General features: G+C 74.1%; 16 protein-coding genes and 1 rRNA gene. 4 read left to right on the top strand and 13 right to left on the bottom strand.

Annotation, left to right across the window (positions count from 1 at the left end):
* Positions 1 to 200 precede the first annotated feature (200 nt).
* Together ABZY33_RS24960 and ABZY33_RS24955 are read left to right on the top strand one after the other, a co-directional pair.
* A complete protein-coding gene (locus tag ABZY33_RS24960; RefSeq protein ID WP_356493924.1) occupies positions 201 to 2,003 on the top strand; it encodes a glycoside hydrolase family 15 protein in 1,803 nt (600 codons plus the stop codon).
* A gap of 44 nt (positions 2,004 to 2,047) precedes the next feature.
* Positions 2,048 to 3,709, top strand: coding sequence for a PucR family transcriptional regulator (locus ABZY33_RS24955; RefSeq protein ID WP_356493883.1), 1,662 nt, complete (start codon positions 2,048 to 2,050; stop codon positions 3,707 to 3,709).
* 24 nt (positions 3,710 to 3,733) lie between these two features.
* Here ABZY33_RS24955 and ABZY33_RS24950 read toward each other — a convergent pair whose 3' ends face one another.
* From ABZY33_RS24950 to ABZY33_RS24925, 6 genes are all read right to left on the bottom strand, one after another.
* The gene (locus ABZY33_RS24950) at positions 3,734 to 4,873 is read right to left on the bottom strand and encodes a glycosyltransferase family 4 protein (RefSeq protein ID WP_356493882.1); all 1,140 of its coding nucleotides are present in this window, start codon (positions 4,871 to 4,873) and stop codon (positions 3,734 to 3,736) included.
* Between the two features lie 172 nt (positions 4,874 to 5,045).
* On the bottom strand, positions 5,046 to 5,816 hold the full coding sequence (locus ABZY33_RS24945) for a hypothetical protein (RefSeq protein ID WP_356493881.1): 771 nt from the start codon (positions 5,814 to 5,816) through the stop codon (positions 5,046 to 5,048).
* A 52-nt stretch (positions 5,817 to 5,868) separates the two neighbouring features.
* Positions 5,869 to 7,593 (bottom strand): DNA repair protein RecN, encoded by a 1,725-nt coding sequence (gene recN, locus ABZY33_RS24940; RefSeq protein ID WP_356493923.1) that lies wholly within the window; start codon positions 7,591 to 7,593, stop codon positions 5,869 to 5,871.
* A gap of 201 nt (positions 7,594 to 7,794) precedes the next feature.
* Positions 7,795 to 8,700, bottom strand: a complete 906-nt coding sequence (locus ABZY33_RS24935; RefSeq protein WP_356493880.1) for an NAD kinase — start codon at positions 8,698 to 8,700, stop codon at positions 7,795 to 7,797.
* The gene (locus ABZY33_RS24930) at positions 8,697 to 9,512 is read right to left on the bottom strand and encodes a TlyA family RNA methyltransferase (RefSeq protein ID WP_356493879.1); all 816 of its coding nucleotides are present in this window, start codon (positions 9,510 to 9,512) and stop codon (positions 8,697 to 8,699) included. The genes ABZY33_RS24935 and ABZY33_RS24930 overlap by 4 nt, the downstream gene beginning before the upstream one ends.
* Positions 9,513 to 9,518: 6 nt before the next feature.
* Positions 9,519 to 9,797: a hypothetical protein gene (locus ABZY33_RS24925; RefSeq protein WP_356493878.1), complete on the bottom strand. Its 279-nt coding sequence runs from the start codon at positions 9,795 to 9,797 to the stop codon at positions 9,519 to 9,521.
* A gap of 42 nt (positions 9,798 to 9,839) precedes the next feature.
* On the opposite strand from ABZY33_RS24925, the gene ABZY33_RS24920 reads away from it, so the two are divergent.
* Positions 9,840 to 10,187, top strand: coding sequence for an SCP2 sterol-binding domain-containing protein (locus ABZY33_RS24920; RefSeq protein WP_356493877.1), 348 nt, complete (start codon positions 9,840 to 9,842; stop codon positions 10,185 to 10,187).
* On the opposite strand, the gene ABZY33_RS24915 is transcribed toward ABZY33_RS24920, so the two are convergent.
* The 4 genes from ABZY33_RS24915 to ABZY33_RS24900 all read right to left on the bottom strand — a co-directional run bounded on the left by ABZY33_RS24915 (position 10,171) and on the right by ABZY33_RS24900 (position 14,371).
* Entirely contained in the window at positions 10,171 to 11,079 is a 909-nt protein-coding gene (locus tag ABZY33_RS24915) for an ABC transporter ATP-binding protein (RefSeq protein ID WP_356493876.1), read from the bottom strand. The two genes, ABZY33_RS24920 and ABZY33_RS24915, sit on opposite strands and share 17 nt — an antisense overlap.
* The gene (locus tag ABZY33_RS24910; protein ID WP_356493875.1) at positions 11,076 to 12,104 is read right to left on the bottom strand and encodes an iron chelate uptake ABC transporter family permease subunit; all 1,029 of its coding nucleotides are present in this window, start codon (positions 12,102 to 12,104) and stop codon (positions 11,076 to 11,078) included. The genes ABZY33_RS24915 and ABZY33_RS24910 overlap by 4 nt, the downstream gene beginning before the upstream one ends.
* Positions 12,101 to 13,147: an iron chelate uptake ABC transporter family permease subunit gene (locus ABZY33_RS24905; protein ID WP_356493874.1), complete on the bottom strand. Its 1,047-nt coding sequence runs from the start codon at positions 13,145 to 13,147 to the stop codon at positions 12,101 to 12,103. Before ABZY33_RS24905 ends, ABZY33_RS24910 begins: the two co-directional genes overlap by 4 nt.
* A 213-nt stretch (positions 13,148 to 13,360) precedes the next feature.
* Positions 13,361 to 14,371 (bottom strand): HAD hydrolase-like protein, encoded by a 1,011-nt coding sequence (locus ABZY33_RS24900; protein ID WP_356493922.1) that lies wholly within the window; start codon positions 14,369 to 14,371, stop codon positions 13,361 to 13,363.
* Positions 14,372 to 14,484: 113 nt separating this feature from the next.
* Here ABZY33_RS24900 and ABZY33_RS24895 point away from each other — a divergent pair, with 113 nt between their 5' ends.
* Positions 14,485 to 15,768, top strand: coding sequence for a DUF1015 domain-containing protein (locus ABZY33_RS24895; RefSeq protein ID WP_356493873.1), 1,284 nt, complete (start codon positions 14,485 to 14,487; stop codon positions 15,766 to 15,768).
* A 48-nt stretch (positions 15,769 to 15,816) separates the two neighbouring features.
* Here the strand turns inward: ABZY33_RS24895 and ABZY33_RS24890 are convergent, their stop codons facing one another.
* The 3 genes from ABZY33_RS24890 to rrf all read right to left on the bottom strand — a co-directional run bounded on the left by ABZY33_RS24890 (position 15,817) and on the right by rrf (position 18,158).
* Positions 15,817 to 16,614, bottom strand: a complete 798-nt coding sequence (locus ABZY33_RS24890) for a tetratricopeptide repeat protein (RefSeq protein ID WP_356493921.1) — start codon at positions 16,612 to 16,614, stop codon at positions 15,817 to 15,819.
* The gene (locus ABZY33_RS24885) at positions 16,506 to 17,783 is read right to left on the bottom strand and encodes a hypothetical protein (RefSeq protein ID WP_356493927.1); all 1,278 of its coding nucleotides are present in this window, start codon (positions 17,781 to 17,783) and stop codon (positions 16,506 to 16,508) included. Before ABZY33_RS24885 ends, ABZY33_RS24890 begins: the two co-directional genes overlap by 109 nt.
* Positions 17,784 to 18,041: 258 nt before the next feature.
* A 5S ribosomal RNA gene (gene rrf / locus ABZY33_RS24880) occupies positions 18,042 to 18,158 on the bottom strand.
* Between the last annotated feature and the right edge of the window lie 207 nt (positions 18,159 to 18,365).

The raw sequence follows: 18,365 nt of genomic DNA, 5'->3' as shown, positions 1-18,365 counted from the left end.
GGCCCCGCCGGAGACAACCGGCTCGTCAGTTCGTTTGACAACGACGTACCCCCACGACGTATCAAGACGATCCGTCTGACCCACAATCGACCGTTGACCATCTATACCGTTGACCGCTGACCGCTGAGACCCATTGCGAACGTCCCGTGCCACGCTGGAGCGGCTCCGGGGCGTACGTGGCCGTTCGACTGGAGACGCACGTGGCCGGGCGCATCGAGGATTACGCACTTATCGGAGACATGCAGACCGCCGCCCTGGTCTGCCGGGACGGCACAGTCGACTGGCTGTGCCTGCCCCGCTTCGACTCGCACGCCATTTTCGCCGGGCTGCTCGGCACCGAGGACCACGGGTTCTGGCGCCTCGGTCCCGCGCACGCCGAGGACGAGAAGCCGCCGACCGCGGCCCGCCGCCGCTATCTCGGGGACTCGCTGATCCTGGAATCCGAATGGGACACCCAGGACGGCGCCGTCCGCGTCACCGACTTCATGCCGCCGCGTGACGGCGCGCCCCAGCTGACCCGGATCGTGGAGGGCCTCAGCGGCCGCGTCCCGATGCGTTCGGCGCTGCGGATGCGTTTCTCGTACGGGCGGATCACGCCCTGGGTGCACAAGGTCGACGCCCGCACGGTCGCGGTGGCCGGCCCGGACTCCGTCTGGCTGGACTCCGAGGCGGAGACGTACGGCGAGGACCTGACGACCTACTCGGACTTCACGGTGGAGCCCGGCGAGCAGATCGCGTTCACCATCCAGTGGCAGCCCTCGCACAAGGACCAGCCGCCGGTGCCGGATCCGCGCGGCGCCCTCGCGGCGACGGAGGAGTTCTGGCGCGAGTGGGTCGGGCACTGTACGTACCACGGCCCCTACCGCGAGGCCGTGGTGCGCTCCCTGATCACGCTCAAGGCGCTGACGTACGCGCCGACCGGCGGCATCGTCGCCGCGCCCACCACGTCGCTGCCGGAGGAGATCGGTGGCGTGCGCAACTGGGACTACCGGTACACCTGGCTGCGGGACGCGGCGATCACCCTGTCGTCGCTGCTGCGCACCGGCTACCGCGAGGAGGCCCGGGCCTGGCGCGAGTGGCTGCTGCGGGCCGTCGCGGGCGACCCGGAGAACCTCCAGATCATGTACGGCATCGCCGGCGAGCGCGAGCTCGGCGAGGCGGAGCTGGACTGGCTGCCCGGTTACGAGAACTCAGGCCCCGTGCGGGTCGGGAACGGGGCGGCGCACCAGCTCCAGCTCGACGTGTACGGCGAGGTCACCGAGGCGCTGCACCTCGCGCACATGACGGGCCTCGCCCGCAACGACTACGCCTCGCTGCTCCAGCTGAAGCTCATCCGGTACCTGGAGAAGCACTGGGACGAGCCGGACGAGGGCATCTGGGAGGTGCGCGGCCCGCGCCGGCACTTCGTGCACTCGAAGGTGATGGCCTGGGTCGCGGTCGACCGGACCATCAAGCTGGTGGAGTCGGGCGACGCGGACGGCCCGCTGGAGGAGTGGCGCGAGCTGCGCGACGACATCCACCGGGACGTGTGCGAGCGGGGCTACGACCCGGAGCGCAACACCTTCACGCAGTCCTACGGCAGCAAGGAGCTGGACGCGTCGCTGCTGCTCATCCCGCAGATGGGCTTCCTGCCGCCGGACGACAAGCGCGTCATCGGCACGATCGAGGCGATCCAGCGGGAGCTGTCGACGCCGGACGGCTTCATCCTGCGCTACCCGACCGACGGGGAGGCCGCGGGGCTCGACGGGCTGCCCGGAGACGAGGGGGCCTTCCTCGCCTGCTCGTTCTGGATGGCGGACGACCTGGCGATGATCGGCCGGGTCGACGAGGCCCGCAAGCTCTTCGAGCGCCTCCTCGCCCTCCGCAACGACCTGGGCCTGCTCGCCGAGGAGTGGGACCCGCACCTGAAGCGCCAGGTCGGCAACTTCCCGCAGGCCTTCAGCCACGTGCCGCTGATCGACACGGCCCTGCGGCTGACCTCGTCGGGTGCCTACAGCGGCTGACCCCGGCATGCCCGTGGAGCGGCCGCGCCGGTAGCGTCCGCTCCATGGACAGCTCCCCCGCCCCGCAGAACGTCCCCGGTGGCATCACCGTGCAGCGCGCCCTGGAACTGCCGGGGCTGCGCAGCGGGCTGCCCGAGGTGGTGGCGGGCGCGGACCGGCTCCAGCGGACGGTGCGCTGGGTGCACGCGGGCGAGGTCCCCAACATCGCGTCGCTGCTCAAGGGCGGCGAACTGCTGCTGAGCACGGGGTACGGCATCGGGACCCGGCCCGCCGAGCAGCGGGCCTTCGTGCGCAAGCTGGCCGAGCGGGGCATCGCCGCGCTCGTGATCGAGCTGGGGCAGCGGTTCGCGCGGCTGCCCGCGGCGCTCGTGGACACGGCGCGCGCCGCCGGGTTGCCGCTGGTGCAGCTGCACCGCGAGGTGCCCTTCGTGACGGTCACCGAGGAGATCCACACCGAGATCGTCAACGGGCACTACGCGCTGCTCCAGCGGGCCGAGGAGGTGCACCGCCGGTGCACCGAGGCGCTGCTCGGCGGCGGCGGTGTCCCCCAAGTACTGCGCATCCTGGCCGGGTTCAGCGGCAACCCGGTCTTCCTGGAGACCGTCGACGGACAGCTCCTGTACGCGGCCGGGGTCGCCGCCGATGTCGCCGATCCGCTCCAGGTGTGGCAGGGCATGCGCGGCACCCACCAGGACGAGCCGCCCGGCGGGGCCGTGCTGGTGGATGTGCCCGGCGGCGGGCCCGGGGCCGGTTCGGTGCGGGCGCGGCTCGTACTGCTGCCGGCGTCGGCGCCGCTCGCGCCGGTCCACCGGATCGCGGCGGAGCGGGCCGCCGGGTCGCTGGCCGTGGTGCTGATGCAGGCCCGGCAGGAGGAGGAGCTGGCGGCGCGCGGGCGCGGCGACTTCCTCACCGACCTCGCGGAGGGCCGGATCGCGCCGCAGGACGCTCCCGCGCAGGCCCGGGTCCTCGGTTTCAAGCCCGGCCAGGGCCCGCTGCTCCCGGTGGTGATGCGGCTGCCGGAGGCGTCGGCCAACTCCGTGGGCCTCTCCCCCGGCGGGGGCGGGTGGGCGGTGCTCGCCCGGGCCGTGTCGGAGGAGCTGGCCTCGGTCGGAGTGCCGGTCCTGCTGGGCGTACGTCCCGTCGAGGGGCGGGTGCCGCTGCTGATCGGGCTGCGCTCGGAAGGCGAGCGGGTGACGGTCGCGGAGCGGGTCGGGGCGGCGCTGCGGGCCGGGGTGGAGCGGGCCGGGATGCGGCGGGCGGGCGCCAAGGCCTCGGTCGTGGTGGTCGGCGGCGCGGGCGGCTGGGCCGCGGCGGCCGCGGGGCTGCGGCACGCGGCGGAGACGGCGACGGCGGCGCAGGGCCTGGAGGACCGGGCCTGGTACGACGCGCGGCGCCTGGACATCGACCTGTTGCTGTGGCGGCTGCACTGCCACGACGAAGAGGCGCTGGCGGCGTTCGTGGAGCGGGCGATCGGCCCGCTCCAGGAGCACGACAAGCGGGCGAAGCCGCCGCTGCTGCCGACGCTGCAGATCTATCTGGCGCACGCCGGCCGCAAGGCGGAGACGGCGCGGGAGCTGCACCTGAACCGCCAGACCCTCTACAACCGGCTGGCCCGGATCGGGGAGCTGCTCGCCGCGGACCTGGACGATCCGCAGACGGTGCTCGCGCTGAGCCTGGCACTGCGGGCCCGCCGCCACGTGCCGTGACCGGCGCCGCGCGGCCGGACGGTTTCAGAAGGCGCCGGTCAACTCGTCGTACACGCTGAGGACTTGGGCGATGGTGGCGTCCTCGGTCGGCCAGGACGCGGCCTGCGCGCTGCCCAGCTCCTTCAGCTGCGCACGGCGCCCGGGGTCGGCCAGCAGCCGCTCGACGGCCCGGGCCAGCGCCGGGGCGTCACCGTACGGCACCAACTCGGCGGCGTCCCCCACCAGTTCGGGCGTGCCGCCGACCTCGGTCGCGACCAGCGGCACCCGCGCGAGCAGCGCCTCCTGCGCGAGCAGCGAACGCGACTCCCAACTGCTGGGCAGCAGCGCGATGTCGGCGGCGGGCAGCAGCTCGGCGACGTCGTCGCGCCGGCCGGCCAACCGCACCGGCAGCCCCTCGCCGGTGATCCGCCGCTGGAGCGCGGCCCGTTCGGGCCCCTCCCCGGCGATGACGAGCAGCGGGGCGGGGTCGAGGTCGAGCCAGGCGTGCGCGGCGTCGAGCAGTACGTCGTAGCCCCGGTGCCGCTCCAGGCTGCCCACGGCCATCAGCAACGGGCGGTCCGCGGCGCCGAGTTCGGCCCGGGTCTTCAGGCGGGCGCGCTCGGCGTCCTCGGGGTCGTCGGGCTCGGCCCGGCCGGGACGGCGCGGCAGCGAGGAGACGGCGGCGAGCCGGGCGTCGCGGGCGCCCCGGGCCCGGGCCCGGTCGACCAGGTCCGAGGAGGTGCCGAGGACCACGGACGCGGCCCGGGCCACCCGCCGCTCCAGGACCCGCAGCAGATGGGCGCGGGGCCCTTCGGCGGAGGAGCGGGTGTGCCAGGTGACGACGAGGGGGACGCGGCGGCCGTGGAGCGCGAGGGCGGCGCGCAGGGCGGCGTGCAGGCCGTGCGCGTGCACCAGGTCCGCGTCGGCGCAGGCCGCGCGGAGCGCGGCGACGGACGCCGGGTCGCTGCGGCGCGGCACCGCGAGGTGGTGGGCGCCGACGTCGCCGAACCCGTACGCGTGCTCGGCCTCGGACGGAGCGCAGACCGTGACGCGCACCCCGCGGGCGACGAGTCCGGCGGCCAGCGACCGGACGTGGGCGCTGCTGCCCGCGCTGCCGCCGCCCAGCACCTGCACGGTGCGCAGCGGCGACTGTCCGTGGGCTGAGTGGCTGCTCACGTGGCTCACGCGGCGGGGCTCCTGAGGGTTCGGTTCGGGTGGTCCAGGCCAAGGATGCCAGCCCGTACGGGCGTTCCGGCACCGGCCACGGTCCCCCACCGGGCCGCCTCAGGCAACCCGGCGCACCGGACCACCCGCACGGGTGAGGTGACGGACGGCGGCCCGCCCGGCGCCGGGGCCCTCACCGAGGGCCGTCCGGCCCTTTCGCGGCCCACGCGCTCACCCGCTCCCCGCAGGCGGCCGCCGCCACGAGACCGGCGGCGTGCGCGACGAGTCCGGCCCGCCCGTTGCCCGCGACGATGGCGACGCCGAGCGCCCCGCCGAGGGCGTGCGCCCCGGCGTCGCCGAGCATGCCGCGCTCGGCGAGGTCGTCCGGGAGCACGGCCGCGGCGGCCCCCATCGGCGCCGCGGCGAGCGATCCGCGCAGCAGTCCGGCGCTGCCGAGGGCGAGAGCGGCCTGCGCCGCGCGTCCGGGGCGTACGTCGACGAGGTTGAGGAAGTGCGCGGTGCCGGCCACGACGACGCCGGCCAGCACCCGGTCGGCCCACCGCTCCTTGAGCAGCGTGCCGGCGACGAGACCGGCCGCCGAGATGCCGAACAACTTCACGGCGCCGCTGGTGAGTTCGCCCTGCCGCAGCGCGCCGAGGTGGGCGCGCGGGCCGCGCCGCGGATCGTCCGCCCCGGCCACGTCGTCGTACGCGCCGCAGGCTCCGGCGGTGAGCGTGACGAGGAGGGCGGCGCCCCGGGCGCCCGGGTCCGCGGCGAGCGCCCCCGTCGCGACGCCCACCGTGACGGCGGGCCCGGCACACAGATCGACGTCCCGGCCCGCGTGGTTCTTGCGGTCCCACAGCGGCGCGCCGCCCGGCTTGGTGCGGCGCAGCACGGTGCGGGCGGCGCAGGTGAGGCCGCCGGCGAGGGCGGCGGTGCGCAGGGTGCGGGCGAGGTCGGTCATGGCCTCAACCTTAGGGCCGCCCGCGCTCCGGGGCGGCCCCGTGCCCCGCGCGCTACGCGTCCGCCCGCGCCGCCTCGAGGAGTTCCTCCGCGTGGGCCCGTGCCGTCTCCGAGTCCTCCTGTCCGGCGAGCATCCGCGACAACTCCCGTACGCGGTCCTCGCCTTCGAGCACGGTGACTCCGGAGCGCGTCACCGTTCCGTCGTTCGTCTTCTCGACCAGGAGCTGGCGGTCGGCGAACGCCGCGACCTGCGGCAGGTGCGTGACGACCACGACCTGCGCCGACTTGGCGAGCTTGGCGAGGCGCCGGCCGATCTCGACCGCCGCCTTGCCGCCGACACCGGCGTCGACCTCGTCGAAGAGGTAGGTGGGGACGGGGTCGGTACCGGCGAAGACGACCTCCACCGCGAGCATCACCCGGGACAGCTCGCCGCCGGACGCGCCCTTGGCGATGGGGCGGGGCGGCGCCCCGGGGTGCGGCGCGAGCAGAAGCTCGACCTCGTCGACGCCGCTGGGCCCGCAGGCCACGGTCCGGCCGTCGACCTCGACGCCGTCCGCCGCGCCGGTCTCCGTCTGCCGGATGTCGAAGGAGACCCGGGCGTGCGGCATGGCGAGCGACGCCAGCTCGTCGGTGACGGCGGCCGCGAACCGGGAGGCGGCCTCGGTGCGGGCACGCGTCAGCTCCTGCGCGAGCGCGCCCAGTTCGCCGCGGAGCGCGTCGCGCTCGGCGGTGAGTTCGTCGATGCGCTCGTCGTCGCCGTCGAGTTCGAGCAGCCGCTGGGCGCCGGCCTCGGCCCAGGCGAGTACGCCGCTGACGTCCTCGCCGTACTTGCGGGTGAGCTGGGTGAGGGCGGCCCGGCGCTCCTCGACGGCCGAGAGCCGCAGCGGGTCGGCGTCCAGGTCGTCGGCGTACCCGGCGAGTTCGGCGGCGACGTCGGTGAGCAGGATCTGCACCTCGCCGATCCGCTCGGCGAGCGTGGCGAGGGCCGGGTCGTGGGAGCGTACGGCGTCCAGGGCCCGGCCGGCGCCGCCGACCAGGGTCGTGGCGTCCACGCTCTCGGGGTCCTCCGGGTTCCCGGCGAGCGCGGCGTGCGCGACGGCGGCGGCCGACGCGAGCGCCTCCGCGTGCCCGAGCCGCGAGGCCTCCTCGGCCAGCTCCACGTCCTCCCCCGCGCGCGGCTCGACGGCGGCGATCTCCTCCAGTCCGAACCGCAGCAGGTCCGCCTCCTGCGCCCGCTCCCGGGCGCGCGTGGTGATCTCGTCGAGGTCGGCGCCGACGGCCTTGAGCCGCTTGTACACGGCCGCGTACTTGGCGAGCGGCCCCGCGACGGCGTCCCCGGCGTACCGGTCGAGCGCCTGGCGCTGCCGGCCGAGCTTCAGCAGGCCCTGCTGGTCGGTCTGGCCGTGCACGGCGACCAGCTCGTCGGCCAGCTCGGCGAGGACGCCGACCGGCACGGACCGCCCGCCCAGGTGCGCCCGCGAGCGCCCCTCGGCCGACACGGTCCGGCTGACCAGCAGCACCCCGTCGTCCAGCTCGGCGCCGGCCTCCTCGGCGCGCAGCGCGGCGCCCGAGCCGGCGGGCACGGCGACGCGCCCCTCGACCACGGCGTTCTTCGCGCCGATCCGCACGAGCGCGGGGTCGGCCCGCCCGCCGAGCAGCAGCCCGAGGCTGGTGACGACCATGGTCTTGCCCGCGCCGGTCTCGCCGGTCACCGCCGTGAAGCCGGGTGACAGCTCGACCACCGCGTCGTCGATGACTCCGAGCGACCGTATCCGCATCTCCTCCAACACGGACACGACCTTACGAGGTCCCGCCCCCTCCATGCGACGGCCCCCATCCCCAGTGCCCCGAAAGGGGCGCGGAGAACTGCGCGCTCAACCCCCACCGGACCGCGGACGACAACGCACCTCCCAGACCCGGGCGGGACCCGGCCGAACCACATACAGGCCGGTCAAGACCCCGGGCCCCCAAGGCCGCGGCTACTGCGGAGCACCCCGCCACCCAGCCACCGGCAGCGCGAACTTGGCCACGAGCCGATCGGTGAACACGGCATGATGCAACCGAGCGAGCCGCACCGGCACGGCCCCCCGCCGCACCTCCACCCGCGCCCCGGCGGGCAACCCCACCGTCCGCCGCCCGTCGCACCAGAGCACCCCGTGCGGCGTGTCCGGCTGCACCTCGACGGCCAGCACCGAGTTCGGCGAGGTCACCAGGGGCTTGGCGAACAGGGCGTGCGCGCTGATCGGCACCATGAGCAGCGCCTCGACCTCCGGCCAGACCACGGGCCCGCCCGCCGAGAACGCGTACGCCGTCGACCCGGTCGGGGTCGCGCACACGATCCCGTCGCAGCCGAACCCGGTGACGGGCCGCCCGTCGATCTCCAGGACGACCTCGAGCATCCGCTCGGGCTCGGTCTTCTGCACGGCGGCCTCGTTCAGCGCCCAGTCGCGGTGCACGACGTCCCCGTTGTGGTGCACGACGACGTCGATCGTCATGCGCTCCTCGACCTCGTACTCCTTGGTGACGACCCGGTCGACGACCTGGTCCAGGTCGTCGCGCTCGGCCTCCGCCAGGAATCCGACGCGCCCCAGGTTCACGCCGAGCATCGGCACCCCGGAGGCGCGGGCGAACTCGGCCCCGCGCAGCAGTGTCCCGTCGCCGCCGAGCACGATGAGCAGCTCGGCCCCGTCGAGACAGGCGGGCGTGGCCTCCTTCACCAGCTCGACCTCGGGCGGCAGCGGCAGGTCGGGCGCCTCCGACTCCAGGACCCGCACCCCGAGGCCGTGCCTCAGCAGGCCCTGCACGACGCGCTCGGCGCTGCGGATGGCCGCGGGCCGCCCGGTGTGCGCGAGCAGGAAAACAGTACGAGCTCGGGTCTGTGTCAACGCGGCCCCTCCGCCACTGCACGGTCAACGTCGGCCGGGTCCAGCACGGGTGCCCCGGCACGCAGCCACAGAAAGTACTCGACGTTCCCGGACGGCCCGGGCAGGGGGCTCGCGGTGACGCCCCGCACGCCGAGCCCGAGCTTGAACGCCTGTGCGGCCACGCCCCGCACCGCCTCGGCCCGCAGCTCGGGGCTGCGTACGACGCCGCCGCTGCCGAGCCGCTCCTTGCCGACCTCGAACTGCGGCTTGACCATGAGGACCAGATCCGCGCCGGGCGCCGCACACCGGGCCAGGGCGGGCAGCACCAGGCCCAGCGGGATGAAGGACAGGTCCCCGACCACGAGGTCCACCGGCACTCCGTCGATCGCCTCCACCGTCAACTCGCGTACGTTCGTCCGGTCCTTGACGGTGACGCGGTCATCGCTCTGGAGCGACCAGGCGAGCTGTCCGTAGCCGACGTCGACGGCGACGACGTGCGCCACCCCGGCCCGCAGCAGGACGTCGGTGAAGCCGCCGGTCGACGCCCCGGCGTCGAGCGCCCGCCGCCCCTCCACCGCGAGCCCCTGGGGCGCGAAGGCGGCCAGCGCGCCGGCGAGCTTGTGCCCGCCGCGCGAGACGTACTCGGGGTCGTCGTCGTCCGGCGCGACGACGATCGCCGCGGCCTTCTCCACCTGCGTCGCCGGCTTGGTCGCGACGATCTTGCCGACGGAGACCCGGCCGGCCGCGATCAGCTGACTGGCGTGCTCGCGCGAACGGGCCAGCTCACGGCGGACGAGTTCGGCGTCGAGGCGGATACGTGCCACACCTGCCACGTCGGTTCAGCTCCTGTGCTCATACGGGGAAGACGGCCGGGGCGGAGCGTCCAGCGCGGTCAGCGCGGTCCGCAGCCCCTGGTGTACATCCTCGTACACCTCGGCATGGCCGTCCGCCGCGAGGTGGTCCACGTCGCCGAGCCGCTCCAGCAGGGCGTCCACGTCCGGGTCGCCGGTGGGGGTGCGGTCGACGCCGAGCGGGGCGGGCCCCGCGGGCTCGTACGACGGTTCGCCGGGGACCTGTGTCTCGGCCGGTGCCTCGGTCCCGGCGGGGATCTCGCTCATGCCCCGACGCTACCCCGGAAGCCCCGTGTACGGTCGATCACGATGGCGACGACGCAGGAGTGCCGGGCGGCACTCGACAGACTCTCGGACACCATGGCGGGCGCGGACGGGGAGGTCCGGGCCGCCGCGGCGCTCGACCGCACCCTCAGCTGCCACGTCACGGACCTGGACGTGACGTTCTCCGGGCGGCTGCGGGACGGCCGGATCGAGGTGCTCGCCACCCGGCCCGGACCGCCCGCGGAGAAGGCGCAGCTGCGCCTCGCGATGACGGGCGAGGACCTGGTGGCGCTGGTGGAGGGCCGGCTGAACTTCGCGAAGGCCTGGGCCTCGGGCCGCGTCCGCCTTGAGGCATCCTTCCGCGACCTGCTGCGCCTCAGGACGCTGCTTTAGCCACGGCCGGGGCCGGGGCCGGGACGACGGGCTGCTTCCGCGCCTTGCGGGCCGCGGGCACCACCAGCGGAGTTCCCGTCTCCGGGTCGTCGATGACCTGGCACTTCATCCCGAACAGCCGCTCGACGAGGTCGGCGGTGACGATCTCCTTCGGCGCGCCCTCGGCGATGATCTCGCCGCCGCGCAGGGCGATGAGGTGGGTGGCGTAGCGGGCGGCGTGGTTGAGGTCGTGCAGGACGGCGACGAGCGTGCGCCCCTGCTCCTCGTGCAGCTCCGCGCAGAGGTCGAGCACGTCGATCTGGTGCTGGATGTCCAGGAAGGTCGTCGGCTCGTCGAGGAGCAGCAGCGGCGTCTGCTGGGCGAGCGCCATCGCGATCCACACGCGCTGGCGCTGGCCGCCGGAGAGTTCGTCGACGTACCGGTCGGCGAGTTCGGCGACACCGGTGGACTCCATGGACTCCCGCACGACCCGCTCGTCCTCGGGCGACCACTGGCGCAGCAGCCCCTGGTGCGGGTAGCGGCCGCGGGCGACGAGGTCGCCGACGGTGATGCCGTCGGGCGCGACCGACGACTGCGGCAGCAGGCCGAGCGTCTTGGCGACCTTCTTCGCGGGCATCGCGTGGATGGAGCCGCCGTCGAGCAGGACCCGCCCGGCGCTCGGCTTGAGCATCCGCGACAGGGCGCGCAGCAGCGTGGACTTGCCGCAGGCGTTCGGGCCGACGATCACCGTGAAGGAGTGGTCGGGGATCTCCACGGACAGCTTCTCGGCGATGACGCGCTGGTCGTAGCCGAGGGTCACGTCGTCGGCTGTCAGCCTGTTCACAGCGGTGCTCCTTGGGTTCTGGTGCGGCTGGTCCGTGTCCGCGGGACAGGGGTGCGGGCGGGCGCTCATATCCGGCCCGCCTTGCGCTCGGTGACCAGGAGCCAGAGCAGGTAGGCGCCGCCGACGACGCCGGTCACCACGCCGACGGGCAGCTGGTCCGCGCCGAACAGCCGCTGCGAGGCCAGGTCGGCGACGATCAGCAGCGTGGCGCCCATCCAGGCGGCGGCCATCAGGTTCGGCCCGGGCGACTTGGTCAGGCGCCGGGCGATCTGCGGGGCGGTGAGCGCCACGAAGACGACCGGTCCGGCCGCGGCGGTCGCGGCGGCCGTCAGGAAGATGGAGGCGGTGAGCAGCAGCAGCCGGGTCCGCTCGACACGGATGCCGAGCGCGCCGGCCGCGTCGTCGCCCATCTCCAGCATGCGCAGCGGCCGGCCGAACGCGGCGACGACCGGCACGAGCACCACGAAGAGGATCAGCAGCGGCCACACCTGTTCCCAGCCGCGGCCGTTCAGGGAGCCGGTCATCCACACGGTGGCGCGGGCCGCGTCCACGAAGTCGGCCTTGGTCAGCAGGTAGCCGTTGACCGCGGTGACGAACGCGGAGACGCCGATCCCGACCAGGACGAGCCGGTAGCCGTGCACGCCGCGCTTCCAGGCCAGTACGTAGATGAGCAGGCCGGTGACGAGTCCGCCGACCAGGGCGCCGGCCGCGACCTGCCCGGCGCTGCCGCCGAAGATCACGATCATGACGAGCGCGCCGGAGGTCGAGCCCTGCCCGATGCCGAGCACGTCGGGGCTGCCCAGCGGGTTGCGCGAGATGGACTGGAAGAGGGCGCCCGACAGGCCGAGCGCGCCGCCGACCAGGAGGCCGACGAGGACCCGCGGCAGCCGCAGGTCGTTGATGATGAACTCCTGCCCGGCGTTGCCGCCGCCCGCCAGGGTGCGCAGCACGTCGAGGGCGGGGATCGGGAAGTCGCCGGTGCCGATCAGGACGACGCTCGCGGCGAGCGCGGCCACGACCAGGACGGCCACGACGACGGCCGCCCGGACGTCGAGCCGCACGGAGAGTCCGCCCGGGGTGCGTATCGCCTTCACAGCTGGGCCAACCTCCGGCGTCGTACGAGAAAGATGAAGACCGGCGCCCCGATGACGGCGGTGACGATGCCGACCTGGAGTTCGGCCGGGCGGGCCACGAGCCGGCCGACGACGTCGGCGCCGAGCAGCAGCACGGGCGAGAGGACCGCCGCGTACGGCAGGATCCAGCGCATGTCGGGCCCGGTGAACGAGCGCACGATGTGCGGCACCATCAGGCCGACGAAGACGATGGGCCCGCAGGCCGCGGTGGCGGCGCCGCAGAGCAGCGTCGCGGCGGCCATGCTCAGGGCGCGGGTGCGGCCGAGGTGGGCGCCGAGGGCCCGGGCGGTGTCGTCGCCCATGGCCATGGCGTTCAGCGGCCGGGCCAGCGCGAGCGCGAGCACCACACCGACGGCGATGAACGGCAGCACCTGCTGGATGATGTCCGTCTTGGCGCTGGCGAGCGAACCGACCTGCCAGAACCGCATCCGGTTGAGCGCCACGTCGTCGGTGATCATCACGGCGTAGAGGTAGCCGGAGAGCGCCGCGGTGATCGCCGTGCCGGCGAGCGCGAGCCGCACGGGCGTCGCGCTGCGCGTGCCGCCGAGTACGTAGACGAGGACCCCGACGGCGGCGGCGCCGAAGAAGGCGAACCAGACGTAGCCGCTGAGCGAGGTCACCCCGAAGAAGCTGATGGCGGTGACGACCGCGGCGGAGGCGCCCATGTTGATGCCGAGGATGCCGGGGTCGGCGAGCGGGTTGCGGGTCAGCGCCTGGAGGACGGCGCCGGCGAGACCGAGCGCGACCCCGGCCAGCAGACCGAGCAACGTCCGCGAGACGCGCTCGCCGACGACGATGTCCGCGTACGTGCCCGAGTCGTGGAACAACCCGTGCCACACCTGGTCGAGCGCGAGCGGTTTCGCGCCGACGGCGATGCTCGCCACCAGGACGGCGGCCAGCACGACGAGCGAGGCGAGCAGCCCGGCCGTGCGCAGCGCCGCACGACGGCCGGGGGGCGCGGGTACGGGCTCCGCGCTCGTTTCTGGGGGACTGTCGACCAACACGAGGTTAGGTTAGCCTACCCTCCAAATCGGCTACAGCCCGCTGCGCAGAGAGAAGCATCTCCCACGCCTCCCGCCCGGCCCGGGTCGCCCCCGGACCCGCGCCGGACGCGGTCGGCGCAGCGCCCGACCTCGCTGCTCTGCTCACCCCATACGGCGGCGGCAAACCCGGCGGAGCATGCCGCTGCGCCACCCCGGGCCCGGCCCGGCGGTCCCCTACAGCTCCAGCCGCGCCAGCGCCTTCGCCGCGTCCAGCGCGCAGGACCCGTCCCCCGCCGCCGTCCAGGCGGCAGCGCACAGCGCCCGCAGGCCGTCGAGCGCCTCCCCGTCCCCCGCGAGCTCCAGCCGCTCGTCCCCGGCCGTGGCCGTCCACCCGCCGCACCGGAACCCGTCGCCGTCCTCGGTCACCTCCGGCTGACCGGTCAGGACCCCGCGCAGATCCCGGTCCACATACGTGGGCCGGTGCTGCGGCGGCGCGGCCAGCAGCTGCGCCGCGTCCGTCACGCCGGTCAGCACGAGCAGCGAGTCGACCTCTCCGTTGAACGCGCCCTCGATGTCCGTGTCCAGCCGGTCCCCCACGACCAGCGGCGACCTGGCCCCCGTCCGCAGGATCGTCTCCCGGTGCATCGGCGGCAGCGGCTTCCCCGCCACCTGCGGCTCGGCCCCCGTCGCGATCCGGACGACCTCCACCGCCGCCCCGTTCCCCGGCGCGATCCCGCGCGCGCTCGGGATGGTCAGATCCGTGTTCGAGGCGAACCACGGCACGCCCGCGGCGATCGCGTAACAGGCCTCGGCGAACCGCCCCCATGCCATATCGGGCCCCCCGTACCCCTGCACGACCGCGACCGGCTCGTCCTCGGCGGAGTCCACCGGCTCGAGACCCCGCTCCCGCAGGGCCACCCGCAGCCCCTCGCCGCCGATCACCAGCACCCGCGCCCCCTGGGGCACCTGGTCGCTGACGAGCCTCGCGACGGCCTGCGCGGACGTGATGACATCCCCGGCCTCGGTCGGGATCCCCAGCTCACCCAGGTGCCCGGCCACGGCGTCGGGCGTCCGCAGCGCGTTGTTCGTGACGTACGCGAGCCCCATCCCCGCCTTCCGGGCCTCGGCCAGCGAGTCCACGGCGTGCGCGATGGCGTGCCCACCCGCGTACACCACCCCGTCGAGATCGAGCAGCGCGGTGTCGTACGCCTCGCTCAACGCCCGCGGACTGCTCGCGGGCCGCATCCGCGGCCTCTGGTTGTCCGCACCGCTCGCGCTCTGGCTCATTCCGTATGCCCTTCCCTCGGTCCCACTCCCCCGATCATCCCCCACGCCACCGACACTCGTACGATGCACGGATGAACACTGCAGGTGACGGCTTGGATCTGCACCCCTTCCGCGGAGTGCGCTACGTGCCGGAGCGCATCGGCAGCCTCGCCGCCGTCACCTCGCCCCCGTACGACGTCGTCGTCCGCCCGGACGGCCTGCTGCACCTGGAGAGCGCGGACCCGCACAACATCGTCCGCCTGATCCTCCCGCAGACCGGCCCGTCAGGCTCTCCGCGGTCGCGCAACGACCAGGCGGCCGCCACTCTGCACCGCTGGCTCGCCGAGGGCGTCCTCGCCCCCGACGCCGAACCGGCCCTCTACGTGTACGAACAGCGCAGCGGCGACCTGCTCCAGCGCGGCCTGATCGGCGCGCTGCGCCTGTCGGAGGCCGCGGAGGGCGTGGTCCTGCCGCACGAGGACGTGATGCCGCACGTGGTCGAGGACCGCGCGGGGCTCATGCGCGCCACCGCGGCGAACCTCGAACCCCTCCTGCTGACCTACCGCGGCGACGGCTCCGCGACGGGCGCCACCGCTGTCATCGAGGCGACGGCCCGCCGCGCCCCGCTCCTGTCGACGACCACCGAGGACGGCTACAGCCACCGCCTGTGGTCCCTCACCGACCCGGCCGAGATCCGGGCGGTCCGCGCCGACCTCGCCCGGCATCAGGCGCTGATCGCCGACGGCCATCACCGCTGGGCGACCTACCTGCGGCTGCGCGCCGAACACCCGTCGCCCACCCCGTGGGACCACGGCCTGGTCCTCCTCGTCGACACGGCCCGCTACCCGCTGCGGGTCCGCGCCATCCACCGGCTGCTCAACCGCCTCCCGGTCGACCGCGCGCTCGCGGCGGCCGCCCCCTTCTTCCGCGTCCGGGAGGTCGCGGGTCCCCTCGCCCCGGCGATGGACTCCCTCGCCGAGGCAGCGAAGGACGGCAACGCCTTCCTCCTCACGGGCGCCGGCGCCACCTACCACCTGCTGGACCGCCCGGACCCGGCGCTCCTGGACCGCACGATCCCGGCGGACCGCCCCGCGGCCTGGCGCACCCTGGATGCGACGGTCCTGCACTCCACGCTCCTCGGCCACGTCTGGGGCATCCCCGAGGACTCCCCCGCCGACATCGCGTACATCCACGACACGGCGGCGACCGTCGAGAAGGCGCAGCGCGACGGCGGCACGGCGGTCCTCATGCACCCGGTCCGCGAGGAGGTAGTCCGCGAGCTGGCCCGCCAGGGGGTGACGATGCCCCGCAAGTCGACGTCGTTCGGCCCGAAGCCGGCCACGGGCCTGGTCCTGCGCACGCTGAGAAACGACTGACGGGCGGGCCCCGAAGGACCCGCCCGTCATCACGTACCAGCGCCGCGCCTACTTCTCGTCGGCGTCTTCCGCGTCCTCGTCGGCACCGCTGTCGTCACGGTCCGCGACCTCGGACGTCCCGCCGGCGCCGCCGGTGCTCTCGTTCTCCTCGGCGTCGTCGTCCTCGTCGTCGAAGGCGTCGACGAACTCGACGCCGTCCAGTTCGGCCAGCCGGTCCGACGCGTCCGTGCTGCCGTCCTTGTCGGACTCCACGGCCTTGGCGAACCACTCGCGCGCCTCGTCCTCACGGCCGGCGGCCAGCAGCGCGTCGGCGTACGCGTACCGCAGTCGCGCGGTCCACGGCTGTACGGAGTGCGAGGCCAGCTCGGGGCTCTGCAGCGTCACGATGGCGGCGTCGAGCTGCCCCATGTCGCGCCGGGCGCCGGCGGCCACAAGCCGCATCTCGACCTGTCCGGCCTTGTCGAGCTTCTGCACCTCCGGCTCACCGGCCATGTCGAGCGCCTTCTCGGGCCGGCCGAGCCCGCGTTCGCAGTCGGCCATCACGGGCCACAGCTCCGCGCGCCCGGTCATCCGCCGCGCCGCCCGGAACTCGGCGAGCGCCTCGCTGTAGTTCTGGCTGGCGTAGGCGGCGAACCCGGCGGCCTCACGGACGGCCGCCACGCGGGACGCGAGCCGCAGGGCGACCTTGGCGTACCCGTAGGCGCCCTCGGCGTCCTCGTCGATCAGCCGGGCGACCATCACCAGGTTCTTGGCGACGTCCTCCGCGAGCCCCTTCGGCAGGGACTGCAGCTCCTGCAGTACGTCCTTGTCCAGCTCGAAGCCGGAGACGTCCTCGGGGATCGGCAGCCGCCGGATCGGCTCGCGGTCCCGCTCACGCTCGTCGCGGTAGCGCCCGCCACCACGACGGTCGTCCCGCCGGTCGTCACGGCGGTCGTCACGGCGGTCGTCACGGCGGTCGTCACGGCGGTCGTCGCGCCCGCGGTATCCGCCACCGGGCCGTCCGCCCCGGTCGTCGCGGCCGCGGAAGCCGCCACCACGGTTGTCGTCGCGCCGGTTGTCGTCCCGTCCACGGAACCCGCCGCCACGGTTGTCGTCACGCCGGTTGTCGTCGCGCCCGCGGAACCCGCCGCCGCGATTGTCGTCACGACGGAACGGGGGACGGTCGCCATCACGGCGCGGCCCACGATCCCGGTCACGGTCCCCGAACGACGGACGCTCGTCACGCCCACGGAACCCGCCACCACGATTGTCATCGCGCCGGTCACTGCCACGGTCGTCACGGCGGAACCCGCCACCACGGTTGTCGCCGCCACGGTTGTCATCACGCCGGAAGGGAGGCCGGTCACTGTCGCGCCGCGGCCCCCGATCCCGGTCACGGTCCCCGAAGGACGGACGGTCGTCGCGCCCGCGGAACCCGCCGCCGCGATTGTCGTCACGCCGGTCATCACGGCGGAACGGGGGACGGTCGCCATCACGGCGCGGCCCACGATCCCGGTCACGGTCCCCGAACGACGGACGCTCGTCGCGCCCACGGAACCCGCCGCCGCGGTTGTCATCGCGCCGGTCACTGCCACGGTCATCACGGCGGAACCCGCCACCACGGTTGTCACCACCGCGATTGTCGTCGCGCCGGAAGCCACCACCGCCGCGGCTGTCACCGCCCCGGTTGTCGCCACCACGCCGGTCATCGCGGCGATCGTCACGCCGGTCGTCACGACGGAACGGGGGACGGTCGCCATCACGGCGCGGCCCACGATCCCGGTCACGGTCCCCGAACGACGGACGGTCATCGCGCCCACGGAACCCGCCACCGCGGTTGTCCCCGCCGCGATTGTCGTCGCGCCGGAAGCCACCACCCCGGCTGTCCCCAGCGCGGCTGTCACTGCCCCGGTTGTCGCCACCACGCCGGTCATCGCGCCGGTCATCGCGCCGATCGTCACGGCGGAACGGGGGACGGTCGCCATCACGGCGCCGCCCACGATCCCGGTCACGGTCCCCGAACGACGGACGGTCATCGCGCCCACGGAACCCGCCACTACGGGGGGCGCCACCGCTGCGGTAGCCGCCGCGGTCACCATTGTCCCGGTGGCGCTGATCGCGCTCCGGTCGCTCGTCGGGAGAGTTGGTGGGCATCGGGGGGACTCCTGTCATCGGTACCGCAGTCATTCTCGCGCAGCCGGCGGACCGGCGCGCTGCGAGAAAAGCTCTGGAAATACAAAAAGGACCTTCGGTCCCAGCATGTGTGCCGGGACCGAAGGTCCTCTTCAATAATAGTTCGGCGGCGTCCTACTCTCCCACAGGGTCCCCCCTGCAGTACCATCGGCGCTGTGAGGCTTAGCTTCCGGGTTCGAAATGTAACCGGGCGTTTCCCTCACGCTATGACCACCGAAACCCTTTCAGACATCCCCCGCAGGGGACGCAAGAACAGGGCGGCGAACTAGCACACTTTTCAATTGATAAGTGAAACTGTTCAGCCAGCACAAACTGTTCGTTGTCTGGGAACAACACAGTGGACGCGAGCAACTGAGGACAAGCCCTCGGCCTATTAGTACCAGTCACCTCCACCCGTTACCGGGCTTCCAGATCTGGCCTATCAA

The sequence above is a fragment of the Streptomyces sp. NPDC006552 genome, assembly GCF_040611655.1.
In the GTDB taxonomy this organism is placed as follows: Bacteria; Actinomycetota; Actinomycetes; order Streptomycetales; family Streptomycetaceae; genus Streptomyces.
Note: the sequence above shows the minus strand (reverse complement) of the source record. Positions and strands in the feature narration are given on the sequence as shown.